At 37.2% G+C, this 20918-nt stretch carries 23 protein-coding genes; 9 read left to right on the top strand and 14 right to left on the bottom strand.

Annotation, left to right across the window (positions count from 1 at the left end; all coding sequences use genetic code 11):
- Positions 1–343: 343 nt before the first annotated feature.
- Together cbpA and HW423_RS11325 are read left to right on the top strand one after the other, a co-directional pair.
- The gene (cbpA, locus tag HW423_RS08415; protein ID WP_218931488.1) at positions 344–976 is read left to right on the top strand and encodes a cyclic di-AMP binding protein CbpA; all 633 of its coding nucleotides are present in this window, start codon (positions 344–346) and stop codon (positions 974–976) included.
- A 46-nt stretch (positions 977–1022) separates the two neighbouring features.
- The gene (locus tag HW423_RS11325) at positions 1023–1151 is read left to right on the top strand and encodes a hypothetical protein (protein ID WP_268951479.1); all 129 of its coding nucleotides are present in this window, start codon (positions 1023–1025) and stop codon (positions 1149–1151) included.
- A 51-nt stretch (positions 1152–1202) separates the two neighbouring features.
- Here the strand turns inward: HW423_RS11325 and HW423_RS08410 are convergent, their stop codons facing one another.
- The 8 genes from HW423_RS08410 to HW423_RS08375 all read right to left on the bottom strand — a co-directional run bounded on the left by HW423_RS08410 (position 1203) and on the right by HW423_RS08375 (position 9920).
- Positions 1203–1835, bottom strand: coding sequence for an MBL fold metallo-hydrolase (locus HW423_RS08410; protein ID WP_218931487.1), 633 nt, complete (start codon positions 1833–1835; stop codon positions 1203–1205).
- Between the two features lie 21 nt (positions 1836–1856).
- Positions 1857–3011 (bottom strand): alanine racemase, encoded by a 1155-nt coding sequence (alr, locus tag HW423_RS08405; RefSeq protein WP_218931486.1) that lies wholly within the window; start codon positions 3009–3011, stop codon positions 1857–1859.
- A complete protein-coding gene (gene acpS, locus HW423_RS08400) occupies positions 3011–3421 on the bottom strand; it encodes a holo-ACP synthase (protein ID WP_218931485.1) in 411 nt (136 codons plus the stop codon). Before acpS ends, alr begins: the two co-directional genes overlap by 1 nt.
- Positions 3422–3680: 259 nt before the next feature.
- On the bottom strand, positions 3681–5192 hold the full coding sequence (locus HW423_RS08395; protein WP_218931484.1) for a DEAD/DEAH box helicase: 1512 nt from the start codon (positions 5190–5192) through the stop codon (positions 3681–3683).
- Between the two features lie 177 nt (positions 5193–5369).
- Positions 5370–6776, bottom strand: coding sequence for a UDP-N-acetylmuramoyl-tripeptide--D-alanyl-D-alanine ligase (locus HW423_RS08390; RefSeq protein ID WP_218931483.1), 1407 nt, complete (start codon positions 6774–6776; stop codon positions 5370–5372).
- A gap of 114 nt (positions 6777–6890) precedes the next feature.
- Positions 6891–7976, bottom strand: coding sequence for a D-alanine--D-alanine ligase (locus tag HW423_RS08385; protein ID WP_218931482.1), 1086 nt, complete (start codon positions 7974–7976; stop codon positions 6891–6893).
- A 168-nt stretch (positions 7977–8144) separates the two neighbouring features.
- Complete coding sequence (locus HW423_RS08380; RefSeq protein WP_218931481.1) at positions 8145–8957, bottom strand: hypothetical protein; 813 nt, start codon at positions 8955–8957, stop codon at positions 8145–8147.
- A 402-nt stretch (positions 8958–9359) separates the two neighbouring features.
- Positions 9360–9920 carry a LemA family protein gene (locus HW423_RS08375; RefSeq protein ID WP_171031299.1) on the bottom strand — a complete coding sequence of 187 codons (561 nt, stop codon included), beginning with the start codon at positions 9918–9920 and terminating at the stop codon, positions 9360–9362.
- 245 nt (positions 9921–10165) lie between these two features.
- On the opposite strand from HW423_RS08375, the gene HW423_RS08370 reads away from it, so the two are divergent.
- The 3 genes from HW423_RS08370 to HW423_RS08360 all read left to right on the top strand — a co-directional run bounded on the left by HW423_RS08370 (position 10166) and on the right by HW423_RS08360 (position 13755).
- Positions 10166–11032, top strand: coding sequence for a VOC family protein (locus HW423_RS08370; RefSeq protein ID WP_218931480.1), 867 nt, complete (start codon positions 10166–10168; stop codon positions 11030–11032).
- An 86-nt stretch (positions 11033–11118) separates the two neighbouring features.
- Positions 11119–12063: a VOC family protein gene (locus HW423_RS08365; protein ID WP_218931479.1), complete on the top strand. Its 945-nt coding sequence runs from the start codon at positions 11119–11121 to the stop codon at positions 12061–12063.
- 204 nt (positions 12064–12267) lie between these two features.
- On the top strand, positions 12268–13755 hold the full coding sequence (locus tag HW423_RS08360; RefSeq protein ID WP_218931478.1) for a hypothetical protein: 1488 nt from the start codon (positions 12268–12270) through the stop codon (positions 13753–13755).
- Positions 13756–13825: 70 nt separating this feature from the next.
- Here the strand turns inward: HW423_RS08360 and HW423_RS08355 are convergent, their stop codons facing one another.
- A complete protein-coding gene (locus HW423_RS08355) occupies positions 13826–14134 on the bottom strand; it encodes a hypothetical protein (RefSeq protein WP_218931477.1) in 309 nt (102 codons plus the stop codon).
- 7 nt (positions 14135–14141) lie between these two features.
- The gene (locus tag HW423_RS08350; protein ID WP_235956423.1) at positions 14142–15461 is read right to left on the bottom strand and encodes a DUF1576 domain-containing protein; all 1320 of its coding nucleotides are present in this window, start codon (positions 15459–15461) and stop codon (positions 14142–14144) included.
- A gap of 244 nt (positions 15462–15705) precedes the next feature.
- Here HW423_RS08350 and HW423_RS08345 point away from each other — a divergent pair, with 244 nt between their 5' ends.
- Entirely contained in the window at positions 15706–16038 is a 333-nt protein-coding gene (locus tag HW423_RS08345; RefSeq protein WP_328803153.1) for an LOG family protein, read from the top strand.
- A 301-nt stretch (positions 16039–16339) separates the two neighbouring features.
- Here the strand turns inward: HW423_RS08345 and HW423_RS08340 are convergent, their stop codons facing one another.
- Positions 16340–17308: an aromatic acid exporter family protein gene (locus tag HW423_RS08340; RefSeq protein WP_218931475.1), complete on the bottom strand. Its 969-nt coding sequence runs from the start codon at positions 17306–17308 to the stop codon at positions 16340–16342.
- Positions 17309–17388: 80 nt separating this feature from the next.
- Between HW423_RS08340 and HW423_RS08335 the strand changes: the two genes are divergently transcribed.
- Positions 17389–17820, top strand: coding sequence for an acyl-CoA thioesterase (locus tag HW423_RS08335; protein ID WP_218931474.1), 432 nt, complete (start codon positions 17389–17391; stop codon positions 17818–17820).
- Between the two features lie 139 nt (positions 17821–17959).
- Here the strand turns inward: HW423_RS08335 and efp are convergent, their stop codons facing one another.
- Positions 17960–18517 carry an elongation factor P gene (gene efp, locus HW423_RS08330; protein ID WP_218931473.1) on the bottom strand — a complete coding sequence of 186 codons (558 nt, stop codon included), beginning with the start codon at positions 18515–18517 and terminating at the stop codon, positions 17960–17962.
- A gap of 153 nt (positions 18518–18670) precedes the next feature.
- Between efp and HW423_RS08325 the strand changes: the two genes are divergently transcribed.
- Positions 18671–19864, top strand: coding sequence for an aminotransferase class I/II-fold pyridoxal phosphate-dependent enzyme (locus tag HW423_RS08325; RefSeq protein WP_218931472.1), 1194 nt, complete (start codon positions 18671–18673; stop codon positions 19862–19864).
- Positions 19857–20282 carry a DUF4386 domain-containing protein gene (locus HW423_RS11180; protein WP_218931490.1) on the top strand — a complete coding sequence of 142 codons (426 nt, stop codon included), beginning with the start codon at positions 19857–19859 and terminating at the stop codon, positions 20280–20282. The genes HW423_RS08325 and HW423_RS11180 overlap by 8 nt, the downstream gene beginning before the upstream one ends.
- On the opposite strand, the gene HW423_RS08315 is transcribed toward HW423_RS11180, so the two are convergent.
- Both HW423_RS08315 and HW423_RS08310 read right to left on the bottom strand, forming a co-directional pair.
- Positions 20250–20441: a cyclic nucleotide-binding domain-containing protein gene (locus HW423_RS08315; protein WP_218931471.1), complete on the bottom strand. Its 192-nt coding sequence runs from the start codon at positions 20439–20441 to the stop codon at positions 20250–20252. The genes HW423_RS11180 and HW423_RS08315 overlap by 33 nt on opposite strands.
- A gap of 123 nt (positions 20442–20564) precedes the next feature.
- Entirely contained in the window at positions 20565–20822 is a 258-nt protein-coding gene (locus HW423_RS08310) for a Crp/Fnr family transcriptional regulator (RefSeq protein ID WP_218931470.1), read from the bottom strand.
- Positions 20823–20918 lie beyond the last annotated feature (96 nt).

Here is a 20918-nt window from a genome sequence, read left to right as displayed (position 1 = left end):
AGAAATAAAAGATGAATTTATCCTGTCTTTCCCCCCTTTTTTTATGTAAGCAATTTTTTTCAAGTTTAACCTTCGTCTTCTTGTAAAATCAGCGTTCTTTTCTATTTCTTCCTGAATGAAATATGAATAGTTTTTAACATATTTCTATTGCATAATAATTCTAATAAAAACTAGATAATCTTACGCATATATGTTAATATTGTATGTTGTGCTAATGAGAAACACAGATTTAACATTAATCTAATATTAAAAAACCATTAGAAAACCTTTGCATTCTGAATCACATTTTGCTAATATGAATCTATCAAAGTACAGTGAATTTTACTACAAGGAGTTTCGCTTTATGATAAAAAACCTCGTGCATCATAAAGACAATATTGTGACGATTAGTGAAACAATGAATTGTCTCGACGCAATCGAAATTTTAGAGCAGCATTCTTTAAGAAATGCGCCGGTCGTCGATGCTACTAATACATTATACCGCGGTAATATTTACCGTTATCATATTTATAAATACAAATTTCATCATCCCGATGCCGATTTGGCGCAAGTAAAAGTGACTCAATTTCTTAAAAACACGACGCGAGTTGTTCACGAAAATGATAGCTTTTACCAATTAATTTTTGCGATTCGTGATTTACCTTTTATTGCCGTATTAGATAAGGAAAATGTCTTTACGGGAGTCATCCAACACGATGTTATGATTAATTACTTAGCTCAAGCTTGGGTCGCAGACAAGTCAGGTTACGTTCTTGCTATTCAAACACGTGGGGAAAAAGGCGAGCTGAACAAGTTAGCTCGACTTGTGAATCGTAAGGCAGATATTCAATCTGCCGTTACCTTTGAGAAAACGACCTATGATACGTCCACTTACTTAATGGTAACGCTACCAGAGTACTTGGATGTATCGTCAGTCCGTGCACTAGTTAATGACTTGACTCGCCGCAAATACGATGTCAATGTGGTTACGTTGTAGGATAGTGAAAATTTGAGAGAGCACTTGAGTTAGGTGGCTGTGCTGTTTGGCACGATTTTCAGCAACTCAAGACAAATGGATTACCCGTTCGACTCTAGTTGCACCAACTCAAGTCAAATGGATCCCCCGTTTGGCTCGAGTTCCATCCCCAACTCATTCACTCATCACAAATTAAAAAGTGTCCAAAGATTTTTGGACACTTTTTGCTTGCTCTTATTTAATATCTTTAAGCTTTAAAGGCTTGTAAGAAAGGATTCGATTGGATTTCTTGTGACACAGTCGTTGGTCCACCATGCCCTGGGAACAAGACAAAGTCTCCGGGTAAAGTTAGGATATCACGGGCAATTCCAACTAATAACGTTTGTAAATCGCCACCAGGTGTATCAGTTCGACCAATCGAGCCGTTGAATACAGTGTCGCCACAAATCACGAAGCCATCTTCTTTGAATGTGTACACGACATGTCCGGGACTATGACCTGGAATCAACGCAATGTCAAAGGTAAATGGTCCGACTGTATGTTCTCCAAGTTCAGTCCATAAATGATCCGCTGGACGGTTCACTACAACTGTACTTGGTTGCATATTACGGTTCGGAGTTTGGAATGTCTCCGATTCAATTTCATGAACATATACTTCAATACTGAATTCGTCTCGCACTGAATCCACTGCTAAGACATGGTCAAAATGTGTATGAGTAATCAGAATCGCTTCGGGTTCCCAACCATTTTCCTTTATCCAAGCGATAATACGGTCTGCATCATCACCTGGATCAATAATCAATGCTTTGTTGTCTTCATTATAGACGACATACGTATTTTCCTGAATTTGACCGACAACTAATTTTGCTACTTTTAACATAATTTTGTCTCCTTGAAATTTTTAATAAGAATCGTCTAAATAGACTCTTGTCACTCGAGGTCCAATAGACGTTAGGATTTCATAACCAATCGTTCCAACTTCTTTTGCAATTGTTGACGCATGGTTTGTCCCTTTATAATCCGTTCCGATCAAAGTCACGTTTGTTCCAATAGGATATTCACGCGGTAAGCGAATCATCAATTGATCCATATTGATCGTCCCAACAATTGGGCAAGCTTGACCGTCAACATTTAAGGAAACCCCTTTATAGTGCCGTAACCACCCGTCTGCATAACCAATTGGAATTGTTCCAATCCACTCATCTTCACTTGCTTCATACGTAGCGCCGTAGCTCACTTTAGATCCCTTCTCTACTTTCTTAACATAGATTAATTCGGACACTAATTGTAAAGCCGGGCGCAAATCTTTAGTGATTGGATTCTCAAAATCATCTTTGGGGTCAATTCCGTACATCGCAATTCCTAAACGAACAATATCGGTTGGATAATCCAAATGCCACATACCCATACCAGAGTTGGCGATATGACGCACTTTAACTGCTTCAGGAATAGCTTCAGTTAATTCTACCCACTTATTATATTGCTCTTCAATATATTCTTCTGGTCCACCACCGGCTGTTGAGAAGTGGGTAAAGACACCTTCCCAATTTGTCCAAGGATAGGCTTTAATGCCAGCTTTAAATGCTTCAATTTCTTCAACAGAGCGCAGTCCAATACGTCCCATACCTGTATCTAAAGCCAGATGGAAAGTTAATTTATATAAATTTAATAAACCAAGCTGGTTTGTTTCTTCTAATTGCTCATAAGCCAGTTTGAAAAAATCTAAATGACTCACGGTAATGGTTAAATTATAATGTAAAATTTCTGCGATACCACGCGAATCTGTTAGGCCTAATATAAGAATGGGCACTTGTGAGAATCCTTGACTACGTAATTCAATTCCTTCATCAACTGTCGCAACAGCTAATCCAGTTGCACCAGCCTGAAGCGCTGCTCGAGCTATTGGCACAGCTCCGTGTCCGTAGCCATCAGCTTTGACAGTGGCATAAATTTGTTGATTGTCTTTTAACTGACTTTCAACTAAGTGAATGTTGTGGCGAATCGCAGTTAAATCGACGATCGCTTGTGTGGGTCTATGGTCGCTATAATCTATCATTAATTTATCTCCTTCTTATTAGAAAAATACTCTTTTAATCTGCCTCTTAATGTATGATCATCCAATTCAACAATCACAGTTGCTGTCGCATGAAAGCGTGAATGACTGATGGAAACTTTCGCTTCTGGGTGAGTAAAGGGTGCGTTAGTAATTACCGGCACACCGCGTTCGTCAGACAATATAGTAATATCAGTAAACTTTAATTTACTACCAACGCCTGTCCCTAAAGCTTTTCCATAGGCTTCTTTGGCACTAAATCGCCCCGCTAAAAAGCTGGCTTGCCTGACTTGCGAATAATTATTATAGATTTCCAATTCAAGTTCCGTCAGAATCTTGGCCGCAAAACGAGGTTGTCGCACCGAAGCTTCTACAATGCGTTCTATTTCTATTATATCTGTCCCTAATTGCATTCTAGCTCTCCCTTTGAAATTTATATATTTATCTCATTATACATTAATAGCCGTATGAACACAGTGTCATACGGCTTCTGCAGCAAAATGCGTTAGCTTCCGCCCTTGCTTTACTTATTTTATTGATATATGTATTTTTTGGTTAAAAGTCAGCTTTTACTATATTAGAAAAGCTGAATAAAAGGATAAACTCTGTTTAGTTTATTCCGTTAAAATGAATTTGGTACTTTTTTAACAAACATTTCATAGAATGTGCTACTTAGTCGTTTTTAGACTTGATTTTAAAGTTTTTGCTTTTACGATCAGAATTGTTTCCTTGTTGTTTACCTTTGTTACCTTGTTTGCCTTTGTAACCTTGTTTTCCACGGTTGTTTCCACCACGGTCATTACGGTTATTACTACGGCGTCTGTTGTATTTTTTGTTGTTTTTAGATTTCTGTCCACCAGCATTTGGTAATGGCTTTTGTGGAGAAATAACAACTTCAACATCGTTATTTTCTGATAAAACTTCTTTTAATAAAGCCGAAACTAAATCATTTGCTTCGTAGTGAGCTAATAACATTTTCGCAGTGTTGCGGTGTTTGTTTGCTTCATTCGATTCTAAAATCTCATTAATTTGGTCAACTAATTGTTGAACTTGTCCGTGCTCTACTTCTTCTGAAGTTGGCGGGCTTAATGGTTTCATTTGTTTACGAGTTAAGTTCTCGATTGTTTTTAAGTAAGACATTTCATTGTGTGTAACGAATGATAATGACATACCATCTTTACCAGCACGTCCTGTACGTCCGATACGGTGAACATAACTTTCTGGATCTTGTGGAATATCATAGTTATAAACGTGTGTCACACCAGAGATATCTAAACCACGGGCTGCAACGTCAGTCGCGACTAAGATTTCAACGCGTCCTTGACGGAATTCGTTAATTACGCTTGAACGTTTTTGTTGAGTTACGTCTCCGTGAATTAATTCTGAGTTGTAACCTCGTAAAGTTAATCCGCGTCCAACTTCGTCAACACGTTTTTTCGTACGACAGAAGATGATGGCTTGATCTGGATTTTGTACATCCATAAAGCGTGTTAAGACATCGAATTTTTCGTTGTCTTTTAATTTAACAAAGTATTGTTCAATTAAATCAGCTGTCATTTCTTTCGCTTCAATCTTAACGTGAATCGCGTCAGTTAAGAATTGCTCACCTAATTTTTTAATTGCGGGTGGCATTGTTGCTGAGAATAATAGTGTTTGACGTGTTGCAGGAGTTTTTTGGATAATCGCTTTAATATCATCGATGAATCCCATGTTTAACATCTCATCTGCTTCATCTAAGATAACTGTCTCGATGTCTTTTAAGTTTAAGACACGACGGTTAATTAAATCTAGAACACGTCCTGGTGTTCCTACAATGATTTGTGGGTGATTACGTTTGATACGTTCGATTTGTTTTTGAATGGATGTTCCACCGTATACAGTGAATACGCGTGCGCGAACATCTTTTCCTAAGCGGAAAATTTCTTCTTGAACTTGGATTGCAAGTTCACGAGTTGGTGCAATAACAATTCCTTGAATTCCTTTATTGTTATTGTGGATTTTATTCAACATTGGAAGACCAAATGCAGCTGTTTTACCAGTACCAGTTTGAGCTTGACCAATAACGTCGCGTCCTTCTAGTGCATGTGGGATTGCTTGTTGTTGAATAGGTGTTGGTTCCTCGAACCCCATATCATCTAAAGTATGGATTAGTTCGGGTTTTAAATTAAATTCATTAAATTTCACTAAGGTATTACCTCTTTCTGTTTTGCCTGTTTGTTATATGTTTGTTTAAAAAGAAAAAACGCCTAGACACAACTCAGTATCAAGAAATGGGCATGTGTCATTAGGCGATGCTATGTAAATTTTCACTTTAACCTTTGTTAGTGTAACATGTTAATCCTTACGGTACAACTATTTTGTTTATGATTGCGTTTCCTTACTTGTTAAGTGAGTCACGACTTTTAATAAATCAACGCCGAAACTTGACTTAACTAAGACCATATCCTCTGAAGTAACCGTATTCTCAAGTTGTTCAATGAGTTTTTGATGGCTTTCTGGTTCATAGATGAGATGTGTGTCATCATAAACTTCTTTTAATTCTTCGTATAAATATTGCATCTGCTCACCAAATAAGTAAACGACATCGATATTTTGCGGATCAATATCTTTCACAATCTCACGATGGAATTGTTCACTGTGAGGACCTAATTCGCGAATATCTCCTAGGACAGCAATTTTACGGCCGTTCTCTTTTGTTTGAAGTGTCGAGTATGCTTGTAATACTGCTCGCATCGATGTTGGACTTGCATTATAGGCGTCATTTAATAGTTGAGCGCCATTCTTCATCTCTAGCCATTCTAAACGATTCGCCGTTAATTTAAACTGAGACAATTGGAAGATCGCTTGTTCAATTGGAACATTAATGCTTTTGGCAATACTTAAAGCAATTAAGGCGTTTGATACGTTATACGCTCCCATAACTGGAATCATACATAGAACGTTCTCGTCTAAGTTTGTTTTAAAGTAAGTTTTACTTTGTTCTTCGATTAATTCTTTCGCATAAACATCACTTGTCTCGTCAAAGCCGATACTTAGCGTATCAATGGATTTATTTAATTCTGGCATCTCACTTTGTATTAAAGGCTCGTCACCTGGATAAATAAATAAACCAGATTCTTTTAAGCCAGATAAAATCTCTAATTTGGCTTGAGCGATACCTGCACGTGATCCTAAGAACTCTAAATGACTTTCGCCAATCAATGTGATGACTGCAATATCCGGTTGGGCAATTTCACTCAAAGCTTTAATTTCTCCGAAACCACTCATACCCATTTCACACACTACAACTTCAGTTGTTTCTGGCATTTGCAGTAACGTATAAGGTAAACCAATCTCATTATTATAGTTTCCTTGAGTTTTATGCACTTGGTATTTTGCCATGAGCGCGTTGGCTGTCATATCTTTGGTCGTTGTCTTTCCGTTACTTCCTGTAATTCCAATCACGATTGGGTCTAGAATGTCGCGGTAGTATTTCGCTAAGGCTTGCATCGCTTCTAACGTATCGTCTACAAAGATGCAGGCAATTTGTTCCGAAGGAGCCTCAGCTTGGTCTTTAGACCAAAAAGTTGCGATAGCACCATTCTCAATCGCTTTTTGGATATATTCATGGCCGTCTGTCTTTCCACTAGTTAGCGGAACAAATAAGCTTCCTGGAGTTATTTGGCGGGAATCGAATTCTACGTTATTAATTTCAATGTCTCTATTTTCTGCGGTGTAGTCGATCGCATGAACTGCTTTAACTACATCCATTAATTTAATATTTTTCATGTTTCACCTACCATACATTTCTCGTTATTTATCATATCTAGTTAAATATATCATATTTTGTCCAAAATAAAATACGAATCACTATTGCAAAGCAAAATAATGATTCGTATTCGACTAAAAATCGACTTTTAATTGGCTATTTCTTTCATGGCGTCGTAAGGCTAACTGGATTAATTCATCAATTAAATCACGTTGACTTAAGCCTGTACCTAACCATAAGTTCGGATACATACTGTATTGGGTAAAGCCTGGCATAGTATTGATTTCATTAATATAGATGTCTCCCTTGTTTGTTAAGAAGAAATCCACTCGAGCTAAGCCCGAACAATCAATCGCACGATAGGCTGCAAGCGCATAATCTTGAACTTGGCTAGCGATGTGGTCAGGAATTTCAGCAGGAATTTGCATCTCAACGGTATTATTGATGTATTTCTCATCATAATTGTAAAAATCAGATTGCTTCACCAATTGTCCAACCACACTGACGTGCGCATCATCATTCCCTAAGACAGCCACTTCACACTCTTCTGCGCGAATTCCTTGCTCAACAACGATACGACGATCAAATTGTAAAGCCAATTCCACAGCTTCAACTAATTCACTGCTGTCAGTCACTCTTGATATCCCGACACTGGAACCTAAATTCGCTGGTTTAACAAATAATGGATATAACAAGCTACCTTCTGAACGCGCAATTAAGTCTTCTTTATCTGATTGCCATTCTCTTTGATCGAAAGCGATGTAAGGAACTTGCGGTAGTCCTGCACGTTCAAATAAGTTTTTACTGATAATTTTATCCATTCCAGCAGCACTTGCGGCTACGCCTGCTCCTACATATGGAAGATTTAGTATTTCTAAGAATCCTTGAATTGTTCCATCTTCTCCATTTGGTCCATGAAGAATTGGAAAGACAACTGTATCCTCTTCCGCAATATCACCAGGATTAATGTTAATACCGGTCGAAGAACCTTTTTCATTATCACACCAGGATTCTACTTGTGCGGAACTTAAGCGTAACTGTTCCGGGAACGCGCTAGGCTCTTCCAATAAAGGTCCCTTAATCCACTTCCCTTGGCGGGTAATATAGATAGGTTGAACTGTATATACATCGAACATAATTTGTTGCACGATATTATGTGCTGATAATATCGAAATATCATGCTCTGCGCTTTGTCCGCCATAAAGCATTGTGATTTTCATTGTCTAAACCTCCAATAGTAAACTCGTCTAATAGATAAAAATTTTTTTATTTTAACAATAGTAAATATACCATATTTCCACTGTAAAAATAATATTTTTTTCTATTCAATTCATAATACTATATATTAATTTATATAATGGAATAAAGCAAGTTACTATCTAAGCTTACTAAGCATCCACACTGCTTGATATAACCCCTTGACTTCGTAATTCAAAATCATCGATGTCTTCAATAACTTCTAATTCTAACGTCCAGCGCTGTGCGTTCGTATCATAAACTAGAAAGCCAATGTGTTCTTTTGGTACTTGATCTTGCGTTAATAAGGTCAATTCGTCTTCGATAATATTTAATGGCACTTTCCAATACGTACCCGTTTGAATTGCTTGAACAAAGTTAATTTTTATTCCACGAGAGAATAGCGGGGCGATTTGCTCCACAATATTCAACGGTAAAGGATTTACTTTTTCTTTTCGCATAAAAAAGAGTGAACGGGATTCATTCACTAACGCAACCATTCTAGCTTGGATAACTCTTTGAAAACGTGAATAGAAGTGTGAAACAAAGCGGTAAAAGACTTTCAGTAGGCCATTAGGTAACCTTAAAAATACGTAATTGTTTTGAAGTTTATAGAAAAATGCTGACTTTAAGCCTTTATTTGCGTGGAACAAATATAAAATCTCAGCTATCTCATTGGCTGTTAATTGGTGCATGGATTCCATATTTTCAAAATCAATCCAATTTGACATTCGCAACTCTGCGTTACTACTAGCTTCAAAGTAGTTCGCTACTTCTGTTTTATTTCGTAAAACTTTGAAATTTGTTTGCGCGTCAAAACGTCCAACCTCAGGAGGTGCTTGAGCAAGTATTATATTATTCGGCACATACTGGGATTCAAAATCCTCAAGGACTAGATCAATACCTCGAGTCATAATATGGTTAGTAACAGAATCATAATGAACATATAAATTTACACGACTCACACTCGCATCCCCCTTTCTTCCAATTTAATCTCTTAACATAATATACTACATTCTACCCATTTTATTCATAAATTAATAGTGTTAAAACACGAGTTTATGTGACATTTATGTTACATATTTCCTTTATTAAACTCCCCTTATATTCCATGTCAGTTATATGAGTCAGTACGATAATAACTAAGCATTATTATGCAATTATTTATTTACTATCCGAAGTTAATAGTATCAAATGAGTATCTCAATGACATCTCTCCATAAAAATATTCTATAATAGTTAACAAGCAATTGCTAGAGATACGCCTACTGACCTTCGTATATCCATCTTAGCATGTTTGTATGAATTATTTAATAACAAAGAAACGACCTACCTTATTAGGTAAGTCGCATCATTTATAATGATTATTAAAATTGAACTTCTGGTACTTGGCGTGCTTCCTCTGGAGTTTCTAGTAAGCTTCGTCGATTAAAGCCATGAACATTTGCCACAATATTCGTCGGCACTGTTTCAACGGTTGTGTTATATTGGGTTGCAGTTGAGTTGTACAGTTGACGTGCCGTCGCAATTTGTTGCTCCGTTTTCTCAAGGGTTGATTGCAATTGTGTAAAGTTCGTATTCGCTTTTAAATCTGGATATTGCTCTGCGACAACTAATAGTCTTGATAGAGCCCCTGATAATTCATTAGACTTAGCATTAATTTCAGCTGGATCCGCATCACTTGGCAAGTTAATCAATTGTTGTCTTGCTTGAGTGACTGATTCTAAAGTTTCTCTTTCGTGACTCGCATAACCTTTTACCGTGTTCACTAAGTTTGGAATTAAATCGTTACGACGTTGTAGCTGTACATCGATTTGGCTAAATGATTCATCTACCCAGTTACGACGTTTAATTAAATTATTATAAATAAGTACCCAGATAATCGCGATGACCACGATAACGGCGATAATTATCCACATGATATTCATATATATATTCTCCTTCCGAGACATTTAATAGTTTCTACTGTACATTATATTAAATAATTGATTCATTGTCGAAAATTATCCTCTATAGCTCGTTTTCCCTCTTAAAAAATAGACTTAATCGTCAATGTGTTCTTAAGTGTTGTTTATCTCGAATTCGTATTGATGTCTGCTTTTTATCATGATATCATCAAGTTGACGTTTGAATGATATTAAAGAAAAGCAACAACTGAAAGGAAGATACATATATGACAACCGAAGCAATTACACAATCAGCAACAACTATCCAAACAACTGGAATTGAATTAAACGCGTTAAAACCAACTGAATTAGCAAGTTTTTATGAGGAAAAAATCGGCTTAACTTTACTAAGCAAAGATGACGCTGGGAAAATCTATCACTTAGGAACACCAAACGGAACTGTACTTATCTCAATTTACCCAACGACAACTGAAAAATCACAAAGAACGACTGGTTTATATCACTTAGCTTTATTATTACCAACACGCGGTGACTTAGGTGGGATGTTACGTCACTTACTAGAAAACCAAGTCAATGTTGAAGGTGCATCAGATCACGGCTACAGTGAAGCATTATACTTACCTGACCCTGAAGGAAACGGTATTGAAATATACGCTGATAAAGATAGAAGTGAATGGGACATTAAAGATAATGGCCTAATTGGTGGAATCGTTATCGCAATGGACGCTGAAGGCGTACTTTCATCACAAGAAGTGCCTTTTACCGGTGTACCAAATGGAACAACGATGGGGCATATTCATTTACACGTAAATGATATTGAATCAACTTTAAGTTTCTATCATGAAGTGATGGGCTTAGGTCTTAAATTCATTATGAATGAAGCAGCTTTATTTATGGCGACACAAGACTACCACCATCATTTAGGAGCCAACCTTTGGAATGGTCGTAATATCCCTGCTGCTCAAGACGGAACACAAGGTTTACGCAACTCTGTTTGGTCAGGTTCTGCGGAAGATTTAAAAGCGATTCAAGCAAAATTAACTGACATTGGACATGAATTTACTAAAGATGGCGAGACTCTTTCCTTTAAAGATCCGGCCGGTACAGGTATTATCCTAAAAGTCATAAAATAATAAAACATTGAAAGGTGTACTTGCTATGGCCTGTACGCCTTTTATGGGTGTTTATTAGTTTACATATAATCGAAAGGATGACAACTTTGAAAAAGAACACACTGAAAACAATTATCGCTCTATTCCTACTTGCCCTTATCGTGAGGCCACTCACAGCCATGGCGCAAGAAGGTGCCACTTCTGACGCTGTTATTTATCCAGCTCGTTACCAACTTAACTCAATCGATTCTGTTAACTTAGCTGAATTTTATGAATATAACATGGGGATGACGATTCTAGAAGAAGCAGATGGGTATTACCGTTTAGGAACTTCGGATGAACGTACGTTACTTGAGATATTCCCGACAGATATCCCTCGTGGGGAAAGCTTATCAACAGGGCTATACCACACTGCTTTCCTATTCAATGACCGCAAATATTTGGGAAGTGCATTAAACCATCTCATGGAAAATCAATCGCCTATTGAAGGGTTTACTTATCACGGTGTGAGTGACGCGGTTTATGCTGCTGATGTTGAAGGTAACGGGATTGAATTATATTGGGACTACCCTGTAGAAGAATGGCCTCAAGATGAAGGTGGCAACTCTGTTGACATGTTAAACGAGCCACTTGACTATGTTGAATTAATGGAATCAGCGACTGAGGAATTCACTCAATTAGATGAACGTACTAAAATTGGACACTTCCATTTAGTATCTGACGACTATGATGCAGCGGGTAAATTTTACAGTGATGTCTTTAATTTAATTACGCAAAGTTATGTTGAGGGTGACTCATTCTTCCAAGCTTCTGGAAGCTATCACCACCATGTCGCAAATAATAATTGGTTCGCCGATCAAGGGATTACACAACCAAAAGAAGGTCAACAAGGACTTCGTGCAACGATTTGGGAAACTCAATCCGAAGATTTTTTTAATGAAGTGATCAGTAACTTAGATTCTTTAGGAGCTGATTATACTCTAGAGGATAATTCACTGAGCTTTAATGATGCCTCTGGTTTAGGTGTGATTGTTGAATTAGTTCCTGAATAAACGCTGAGCGTAGAATATAAGGGTTAGTTCCTTTGTTCTACGCTTTTTTGTTGAATAAAATATTTTATTGCATAAGGTTTTTAAATATTTTATAATGACTGCATTTGAAAACACGCTTGAAAGGAGGGTCAACCTATTAAACGAACACATTATTTATTCCGCTGGGGGACTGTCCTCGTATCTTTAGGTCTTTTAGTCTACGTAATGCTTCACTTTGCTTTTGCTAAACAAGGCTTTCATATTGATGAAATTTACTCTTATGGTCTCAGCAACAGTTACTACAATCCCTTTCCAACTGCAATCAATGAATGGACGCCAAGTACGTATTATCAAAACTACTTGATGCCTAACCACGCAACAGCGTTCGAATATGGGTCGGTAATGTCTAATCAAGTCAATGACGTGCATCCACCGCTATATTATTTATTATTCCACACGATTGCCTCTTTTTGGCAAGGTGGCTTTTCACCGATGGTGGGCTTAACGCTTAATCTAGGGGCGCATATAGCGACAGTGATTGTATTATTTTTCTTAATCAATTACTTAACGAAGAATTTTTATTTAAGTATCTTTGCTGGCTTGTTCTGGGGGTTGAGTATAGGTGGGTTAAGTTCGATGTTATTTATTCGGATGTATCATCTGATGGGCTTTTTCGTCATTAGTTTGTTATATCTACTTTTACGGTATAGCCGTTCTAATAAATCACATACGACAATTCTTTTGATACCTATATTTATCGCTACTTTATTGGGCGCTTTGACTCATTATTATTTCTATTTGTATGCCTTCTTTATTGTGGCGGTCGCATGTATTGGCCTTCTAATGATTAAGGAATTTAAAAAAGCAATTATACTAGGCGTTATAGAAGTAGGCGCAATTGGGGTTGCTTGGGGTATTTTCCCAGCGGTTTTTTCACATATTTTCACTTCGAATCGAGGTGTTGAAGTATTAAATAATGCCAATAATGCGAATTTCACAGAGAATTTGAAATTATATTTAAGTTTTGTGCAAGAGGATTTACTTGCGGATGTGTCGCTACCAATCTTTATCGGTGTGTTAATTGGCTGTATTATTCTACTTTGTGTGCAAAGCAAGACCTTACTTAATCGAGTGACTTTCTTACAAATTGCAATGATTATTCTGCCTATGGGCTTATATATCTTTCTCGTTCAAGATTTATCTCATTATCATACCGCCCGCTACATTTACCCAATTTATTCAGTCGTCGCTGTGGCGGTTGTGTTAGTGATTTACTTTTCCCTGCGGGCGATTTTAAGTAAGCCTTGGAGAACTGCCATGACCATTCTTGGTTTAAGTTTAATCGTCTTACTTGGTTTCAAGCGTGAGACAGTTTACTTTCAATATTTAGAACAAGGGGCTTTAACACAAAGTATCCTTGAAAACCCCACCGATTCGGCGATAGTCTTTAGTGCTTCGCGTTGGCAAATCGCAGAATACTCACCCCAACTCGCCTTACATGATGAGGTCTATCCTATGATTCTGGAGTCGACAGACGCAAGTGTCATGCCTGTGATGGCGGCGCATGATCTAGGTGAGCCTTTAACGATTTATACTAATAATACACAACTTAAGCAAGAAGACCTAATCCAATCAGTCTTAGAGAAGTATCAGTTAACTGATTACAAAATATTGCATCAAACGAATGATTTAATTGTTTATTATTTTGAATAATATATAAAATGCGAGTGGCCTAAGGATCACTCGTGTTTTTTTGTAAAAAAAAGAAGCCTTCGGGCTCCTTTTAGTGATGTTTGCGTATCGCTTTCAGCGTCATAATATTGTCTTCAAAATCATATTCGACAACATCAATGAGTGCTGACAAAACATCGACATGGAATTCGTCATCTCTTAACCCTAATAGGTCTTCGTAATACTCTTCCACTTCGGGTTGTTGAGTTGCTCGTAACTTTTCGATAACAAAATCGAGGTCGGAAGGTTCTGAATCGATCTGACCTGTGATTGTTATTTCACTTTGATGATCAAAGAGACCAAAGTGAATGTTTGCCTGTGTCATACCACTGTTATAAAAGTAATCCAATAACTCATTCATAACCAACTTAACCTTTCGATATTCCCTCACGCATCTCATTCCTTTCCCTAATTCCGTCTAAGACAGGTACAACAGTAGCTGCAACGAATCCTCCAGCAAAGCCATTGTTATACAAGTTTAAACCTGCATGAGTTATACCCGTATTCGGTACTAACCCTGCATGTAATAATCCTACCAGAATTCCGGCCTTCCATCCATAGTGGCCTGCAATTGGAGCCAAAGTTGTTCCAAATAAGGCCGAAAGAAGTGATGCTGTTGAACTAGGTTCGTCTACTGCCATCATGACTTGCATGGCGAATATCCCAATTACAACGGGTGTTACGTTAAAGATATGCTTACCAAACGTACCAAAACCAATAACCGTTAAAACACCACCTATCACGGCTCCTTCAAGCGTACCTCCTACAACCCAAACATAAGCTAAAGAGGTTAGACCTAAGACACCCATATTAATAAAGGTTAAACCAACTCCATAATCCGTCAAGAAGTCAGAGATTAAACGCCCTGAATCTTTCTTAAATATCCCATATCCTTTAAAAGACTTACCATTTAACATGAAACCAATAATAAGTAAAAAGAGTGAAAAAGCCACGAAGAATGCTTCAACTTCAATAATGGAATGAGTTTGTATAATCGGATCATAAGTCGTCGTTAAGTCAAATACTCGCATAATACTCGCGATAATCATACCTAAAACTCCAGCCGTAAAGCCCATATTATACAAATTATATCCTTGGTGAAAACGTAAGAAACTTGATCCCATTGGATGAATCGTAAAACCAATGATGACTCCAACCAAAACTCCTAAAGGAACACTAACCCAATATGACAAACCTTGTCCAAAGGTAATAATACTTACAACTGGTGCTAAAGTCGTTGCAAATAACGATGTAAGTAGAAAGTTACCTATCGGCATATTCCGATATTGACTATAAAGCAGTGTTCCAATAGTTATTGGAATTGAATTATATAAATTCTTACCAAAAAAGGCGAAGCCCATAACTGTAAATAAAGCAGCTACTAATGGGCCAGTTATCTTTGTAGAAAATCGCTTAATTGCCATCGCATTAATCAACATCAGTAAACCAGCGTTGACAAAAGTTGCACCGATTCCCCCTACTTCAAAGTAATCCGTAATCAGATTACTCGGTGAGGTTAAAATAGCTAAGAAACCATCCCATACTTGATTTAATGGATCTACTAACAAACCAAATAGGATAAATATAAAAGAAACTAAGTATAAAAAATTGGCCTTGACTGAATCTTTAGTGAAAAAATATTGAGTTATTTTTGCGTTCATATTTGTTTTTTCAACCTCTTCTCCCATCCGAAACCTCCCATAAAATTCTAATACAAATATATTACCAATTCTCAATCTTTATCACAATAATTAATTATAAAAAAAAACACTCAATAGACACTTTTAAATTTGCTTCATATTTTCGTTATAATGAGGTTACGAATTTTATGTATAAGAAATGACGATGAGGATGAACATTACAGTTTATTGCGGCTTGAACCCTAGTAAGAATCCGAATATTAGCTTAGCAGCTACTAGATAAGGAACTTGGATTGGACAACAAGGTCATCCGCTCGTTTACGGCGGAAGTATGAATGGTTTAATGGGATTTGTTGCGGACACAGTATTAGAAGAGAACGGCGATGTCCAAGGAATCATCCCAGAAGTGTTGCGAGGGATCAAAGCGAAGCACCCCAACGTTCAGAATATGGAGATTGTTCAAACAATGCCCGAGAGAAAAACTCGGATGATTGAGCTCAGAGACGCCTTTATTGCCCTCCCTAGTGGGGTTGGGACTTTAGAAGAGATTTCTGAATTCGTCTCTTTAACTCGCATTGGACTTATTAATAAACCAACTGTTTTTTATAATGTCGACGCCTATTAGGAGGCTCTGAAGGAGCAGTTTGACCGCATGGTGCAAGAAGAGTTCCTTAAACTTGAAGTCTGAGAAACGTTCCTCTTTTTTGAATCGCTTCAAGAGATTGAAACGTTCATTCGCGAACATTCATAGGGGGATGTGTCCTTGAGACTTTCTCAGGGACATTAAAGTGGAAATTGGGTCTCTGAAATTTTCTCAAGGACATTTCAGCCTCAAAATTACAATTATTTAAAACAAAAGACGACCCAACACTTCAATTGTTGGGCCGTCTTGTTTTATACGCAGGGGTTGGTCGTAACCACTCAGATTAAAACTTGCGAATATGTTTATCTAAGTAAAATTTATGTTTAATTTCTAAAAAGCGCTCGAATTCAATCAGTATATGATATAAGAGTGCGCGCGTTTCAAATTCTTCTCGATTTTTGGGTAAATCGCTGCTCCGGTAATAGCTATATAATTCACTTATACTTTCTAATAAACCTTTCCCACTATTTGTTTGCGCAAATTCATCTGAAGTGAGTTTAAACATATTTGCTAAGGTTGTATTTTGTTCAGTTCTTAATGAAATATGATGCAGGGAATCAATCATCCGTTTTAATACATCTGCTTGTCTAGATCGCATTTGAGCGTAGCGAATAAAGTAATCGTCTTTATTGAATATTTGATTCTCATATTCGGACAAAGCCAGTTGTCTGAAATCTTCTATAGACGTATCGACATGCTCTACTTCAGCCCGAATTAAAGGTATATCAAAATCATTTTCAAGTAATCTTTGATTTATTAATTCCAATACGACGCGGAAGTTTTCTTCAATTTCTTTAATTCCTTTTTTTAATTTTAGTTTTTGATTTGGCATCCATAAATTAAACAAAATCGCCATACCAGCGCCAATCACCATAATTAGCACACCATTGAGTTGCCACTGCCACGACACACTTTCTGCGATGACAAAATGCGTGACTAAAACTGAAATCGGTGCAATGGCTGCTTGAAGATTCATCCTGTAAGCAACTGGAATAAATATGAGTAAATACAGGCCAAATGTCCAGACTTGAAACCCAAATATTAAAAATATGACGGTCGCAACCGCAAAAGCAAGTACCGTAGCGATTAAATAAGTCAGGGAAATCTGACGAGACGCTTTACGTGTATCTAGCAAAGTTAAAATCGTAATAATTCCTGTCGCCAGTGAGTTTTCTAAGCCGATAAATTGTGCGATGTAAATCGCGATGGTGGCCGCCAGTGTAATCTTTATTGTCCGAAGTCCAAGTGACATCCAATCCCTCCATTACATTCTGACTTTCTTTTATATATAATAGCATGTATACCACATTTTAAATAGGAGAGGTACTTACAATGATTTTTGAATATGAACATTTAATTCAGTTTTATGAAACAGATGCAATGCGCATTGTGCATCATTCCAATTATTTGCGTTGGTTTGAAGAAGCCCGTCTCGTTTGGTTATCTGATATTGGCTACAGTTATAAGCAAATAGAAGACGAAGGTATCATGATTCCAGTACTTTCTGCTCAAGTTGAATATAAACAAATGCTTCCTTTTGGCTCAACGGCTATCATTCGATTGCGAATATCTCACTTTACACCTGTTAGAATGACAGTTGAATATAAAGTATATAATAAAGAAACGGGCGATTTAACAACGACAGGATCAACATCGCATTGTTTCCTAGATGCCGAAACTCAGCGTCCACTATCTTTAAAACGTAATCATCCAGATATTCTTGCAGCATTTGAAAAAGCACAAGCAGATTCAAAAGAAGACTAAAGATAATAAAAGTATAGCGCTCAGCGTGAGACCATCTGGTGTCATGGCTAGGCGCTAAATTGTGTTGGAAAATATTTTTATTTTGTGTTAATTTTTACAAAAAAAAAAGACGAATCCGAGGATCCGCCTTAACTATTATTTACGCACGTTTTTGGTAAGTTCCTTCAGACGTGTTGATGATTAACGCTTCTCCAACTTCGATGAAGTCAGGAACGTTGACTACTAAACCAGTTTCCATTGTTGCTGGTTTACCAGATCCTGTTACTGTTGCACCTTTAATTGATGGTTGTGTTTCTTTTACTTTTAAAGTAACAGTTTGAGGTACTTCAACCCCGATAACTTCAGAACCGTAGAATTGGATTTTTACTTCCATATTTTCTAATAAGTATAATAACTCATCTTCAATTGAATCTACTGGTAATTCATATTGTTCATATGATTCTAAGTCCATGAAGTAAGCTGTTTCGTCCATGCTGTATAAGAATTGAACATCTTTTGTTTCAAGGAAAGCACGTTCGAATTTTTCATCCGGACGGAAAGTTGTATCATAAGTCGCACCAGAGCGAACGTCACGTAATTTCATACGCATAACTGTATTCCCTTTACCTGGTTTATGGTGACTTGCGCTTAATACTCGAATTAATTTTCCATCTTGAATAAATGTCATACCTGCTTTTAAATCTACTGCAGAAATCATTTCACATTCTCCTTTTATTGTCTCTAAAATATTCCTTCCCATTATAGCATAAAATTCCTTATGATATCGCTATCCTATAAAAAAATCATTTAATAACAACTAAAATTATGATAGACTAACTAAAAATGAACTTTAGATGAGGGATACATTAAAATGAAATTAGATAATTTATTCAATACTAACTTAACTAAAATTAAACCCAATGCCATTCGAGCCTTCGATGAAAGTGCGTCCCAAGTTGAGGGTATCATCAAATTAACGCTCGGCCAACCAGATTTTAATACGCCTGAACATGTTAAAGATGCTGGAATCAAAGCCATTCAAGACAATCAAACCGGTTATTTATCGACACCTGGAGATAACCGCCTACGTCAAGCTGCCGCAAATTTCGTTAAAGAAAAATACGATTTAGATTATCAATGGGAAGACGAAGTCATTGTAACTGTTGGGGCGACTGAATCGCTATCAACGGCACTTCAATCGATTTGTAATCCTGGAGATAAGATTATTGTACCCTCTCCTTACTTTACTTTATATTCTTCAATTATTTACTTAGCCGGTGGTGAACCAATTGAAGTGGATACATCTGCCAATGATTTTGTTATGTCACCAGAGATGTTAAAAGATACGTTAGAAGAGCATGGTGATGCCGTTAAAGCAATCATCTTAAATTATCCGACCAATCCAACGGGAGTAAACTGGACGGAAGAAGATGCAAAAGCTTTCGCAGATGTTCTGCGTGATCGACCAATATTTGTCATTAGTGATGAAGTATACAGCGAATTAGTTTACGAAGAAGAGCACGTATCGATTGCGAAATACATTCGTGAGCAAGCAATTGTGATTAATGGTGTATCTAAATCTCATGCGATGACAGGCTGGCGTGTAGGGCTCCTTTTTGCCCCAGCGAATATTATGAGCCAATTAGTTAAAGTGCACCAAAATCTTGTCACCACAAACTCAACGATTTCTCAATTAGCTGCTCGTGCAGCGTTGGAAAATGGCATGAACGACGCTCAACCGATGCGAGAAAAATATATGATGCGCCGTGATTATATTTATGATTTTATGACACGCTTAGGTTTCAAAATCGTTAAGCCAAGTGGCACATTCTATATGTTCGCGCGTATTCCAGAAGATTTGGAACAAAATAGTATGGACTTTTGTCTAGACTTAGCTCATTCAGCTGCCGTTGCTTTCGTACCGGGATCTGCCTTTGGTATCGGTGGCGAAAGTCACGTTCGCCTCAGCTATGCTGCAAGTATCGATGATATTAAAGAAGCGATGCGACGTTTAGAAGTATTTGTCAAAGAGAAACGCGAAAACAAAAAAATAAAAGATTACTAGATTTAGAGAATCCTCTTTTCTAGTAATCTTTTTTCACCTTGATTTAAGTCAATGCCTGATATCAAAAGCGAATTTAGACGTTTTACTGCCGTCAATCGCTGCAGGTGAACGGGCTTTTAGCTTAATTTGGGGCTTTGGCTTAATTATTTTCGGCTTGCATTTATTAGTTCTAGCTTATGCCGTATTGAAAGCAACACCGATTCATAAAGTAATGGGTTATTTATTATTACTGGCTGGTGTGAGCTATATTATCATCCAGACTTTAACTGTACTTGGACCAGACATGACAGCTCTAGCTTCACAATTAGAAGGCTTTTTAGCGGTCCCGATGGCTTTAGGCGAATTGAGTTTGGCACTTTGGTTTATCTTTAAAAATGGCATGGCTCTAAAGGTTCAACCAGCGCTTAATGCGGCTTAATGATTCTGGTTTCATTCCAAGTAAACTAGCCAATTGATGTTGGAGAACGCGGTCAATGAAATCAGGACGAGTATCTAATAAATTTAAGTAGCTTTCTTGTGGTGAGGCGCTAATGAAACGGGCATTATTATCTTGAATGTTTGCTAGGTCTTCTTCCATGAAGCCTCGCGTAAATACAATTAATTTAGTTTATTTTTGAAACATCACATCTTCATTAATAAAATCACCGACGATCAATACAGAATCTTCGACACATTCAATTGAATAATCTGAAGGGATTCTCTAGGTATAACTTTTATAATTAATCGCTGTTTGTTTCTCCGTGTAGAAATTATAAGTGGTTTCTTCACCGGCTTCATCAATCACAAACTGCCTTAAACAGCCTTGTAACACGAAGTAACATCCTTTAGATACGTCACCTTGCCTAAGGAGTATTGTTCCTTGTTTGTATGTTCTTACATCGATTTCGGAGCTTAGTTGTTCGACTTCTGCTTGAGTTAAAGTAAATCCGTTCAAAAATTCGGTTAAGTAATCAGTCATCCCTTCACCTCCTCCCATTCTATTATTCACCCATCTATTACCACATTCAAATGCTAAAAAGCACTCGCATCACTGGGATACGAGTGCTTTATTATA

The sequence above is a fragment of the Ruoffia halotolerans genome (assembly GCF_014049385.1).
In the GTDB taxonomy this organism is placed as follows: Bacteria; Bacillota; Bacilli; order Lactobacillales; family Aerococcaceae; genus Ruoffia; species Ruoffia halotolerans.
The sequence above is the reverse complement of the archived record's forward strand: the minus strand, read 5'-3'. Positions and strand labels throughout refer to the sequence as shown.

Coding starts and splice junctions, on each gene's coding strand:
- cbpA (WP_218931488.1), top strand. CDS start 344: ATGATAAAAAACCTCGTGCATCATAAAGACAATATTGTGACGATTAGT.
- HW423_RS08410 (WP_218931487.1), bottom strand. CDS start 1,835: ATGTTAAAAGTAGCAAAATTAGTTGTCGGTCAAATTCAGGAAAATACG.
- alr (WP_218931486.1), bottom strand. CDS start 3,011: ATGATAGATTATAGCGACCATAGACCCACACAAGCGATCGTCGATTTA.
- acpS (WP_218931485.1), bottom strand. CDS start 3,421: ATGCAATTAGGGACAGATATAATAGAAATAGAACGCATTGTAGAAGCT.
- HW423_RS08390 (WP_218931483.1), bottom strand. CDS start 6,776: ATGAAAAATATTAAATTAATGGATGTAGTTAAAGCAGTTCATGCGATC.
- HW423_RS08385 (WP_218931482.1), bottom strand. CDS start 7,976: ATGAAAATCACAATGCTTTATGGCGGACAAAGCGCAGAGCATGATATT.
- HW423_RS08375 (WP_171031299.1), bottom strand. CDS start 9,920: ATGAATATCATGTGGATAATTATCGCCGTTATCGTGGTCATCGCGATT.
- HW423_RS08370 (WP_218931480.1), top strand. CDS start 10,166: ATGACAACCGAAGCAATTACACAATCAGCAACAACTATCCAAACAACT.
- HW423_RS08360 (WP_218931478.1), top strand. CDS start 12,268: ATGCTTCACTTTGCTTTTGCTAAACAAGGCTTTCATATTGATGAAATT.
- HW423_RS08355 (WP_218931477.1), bottom strand. CDS start 14,134: ATGAATGAGTTATTGGATTACTTTTATAACAGTGGTATGACACAGGCA.
- HW423_RS08350 (WP_235956423.1), bottom strand. CDS start 15,461: ATGGGAGAAGAGGTTGAAAAAACAAATATGAACGCAAAAATAACTCAA.
- HW423_RS08340 (WP_218931475.1), bottom strand. CDS start 17,308: ATGTCACTTGGACTTCGGACAATAAAGATTACACTGGCGGCCACCATC.
- HW423_RS08335 (WP_218931474.1), top strand. CDS start 17,389: ATGATTTTTGAATATGAACATTTAATTCAGTTTTATGAAACAGATGCA.
- efp (WP_218931473.1), bottom strand. CDS start 18,517: ATGATTTCTGCAGTAGATTTAAAAGCAGGTATGACATTTATTCAAGAT.
- HW423_RS08325 (WP_218931472.1), top strand. CDS start 18,671: ATGAAATTAGATAATTTATTCAATACTAACTTAACTAAAATTAAACCC.
- HW423_RS08315 (WP_218931471.1), bottom strand. CDS start 20,441: ATGGAAGAAGACCTAGCAAACATTCAAGATAATAATGCCCGTTTCATT.
- HW423_RS08310 (WP_218931470.1), bottom strand. CDS start 20,822: ATGACTGATTACTTAACCGAATTTTTGAACGGATTTACTTTAACTCAA.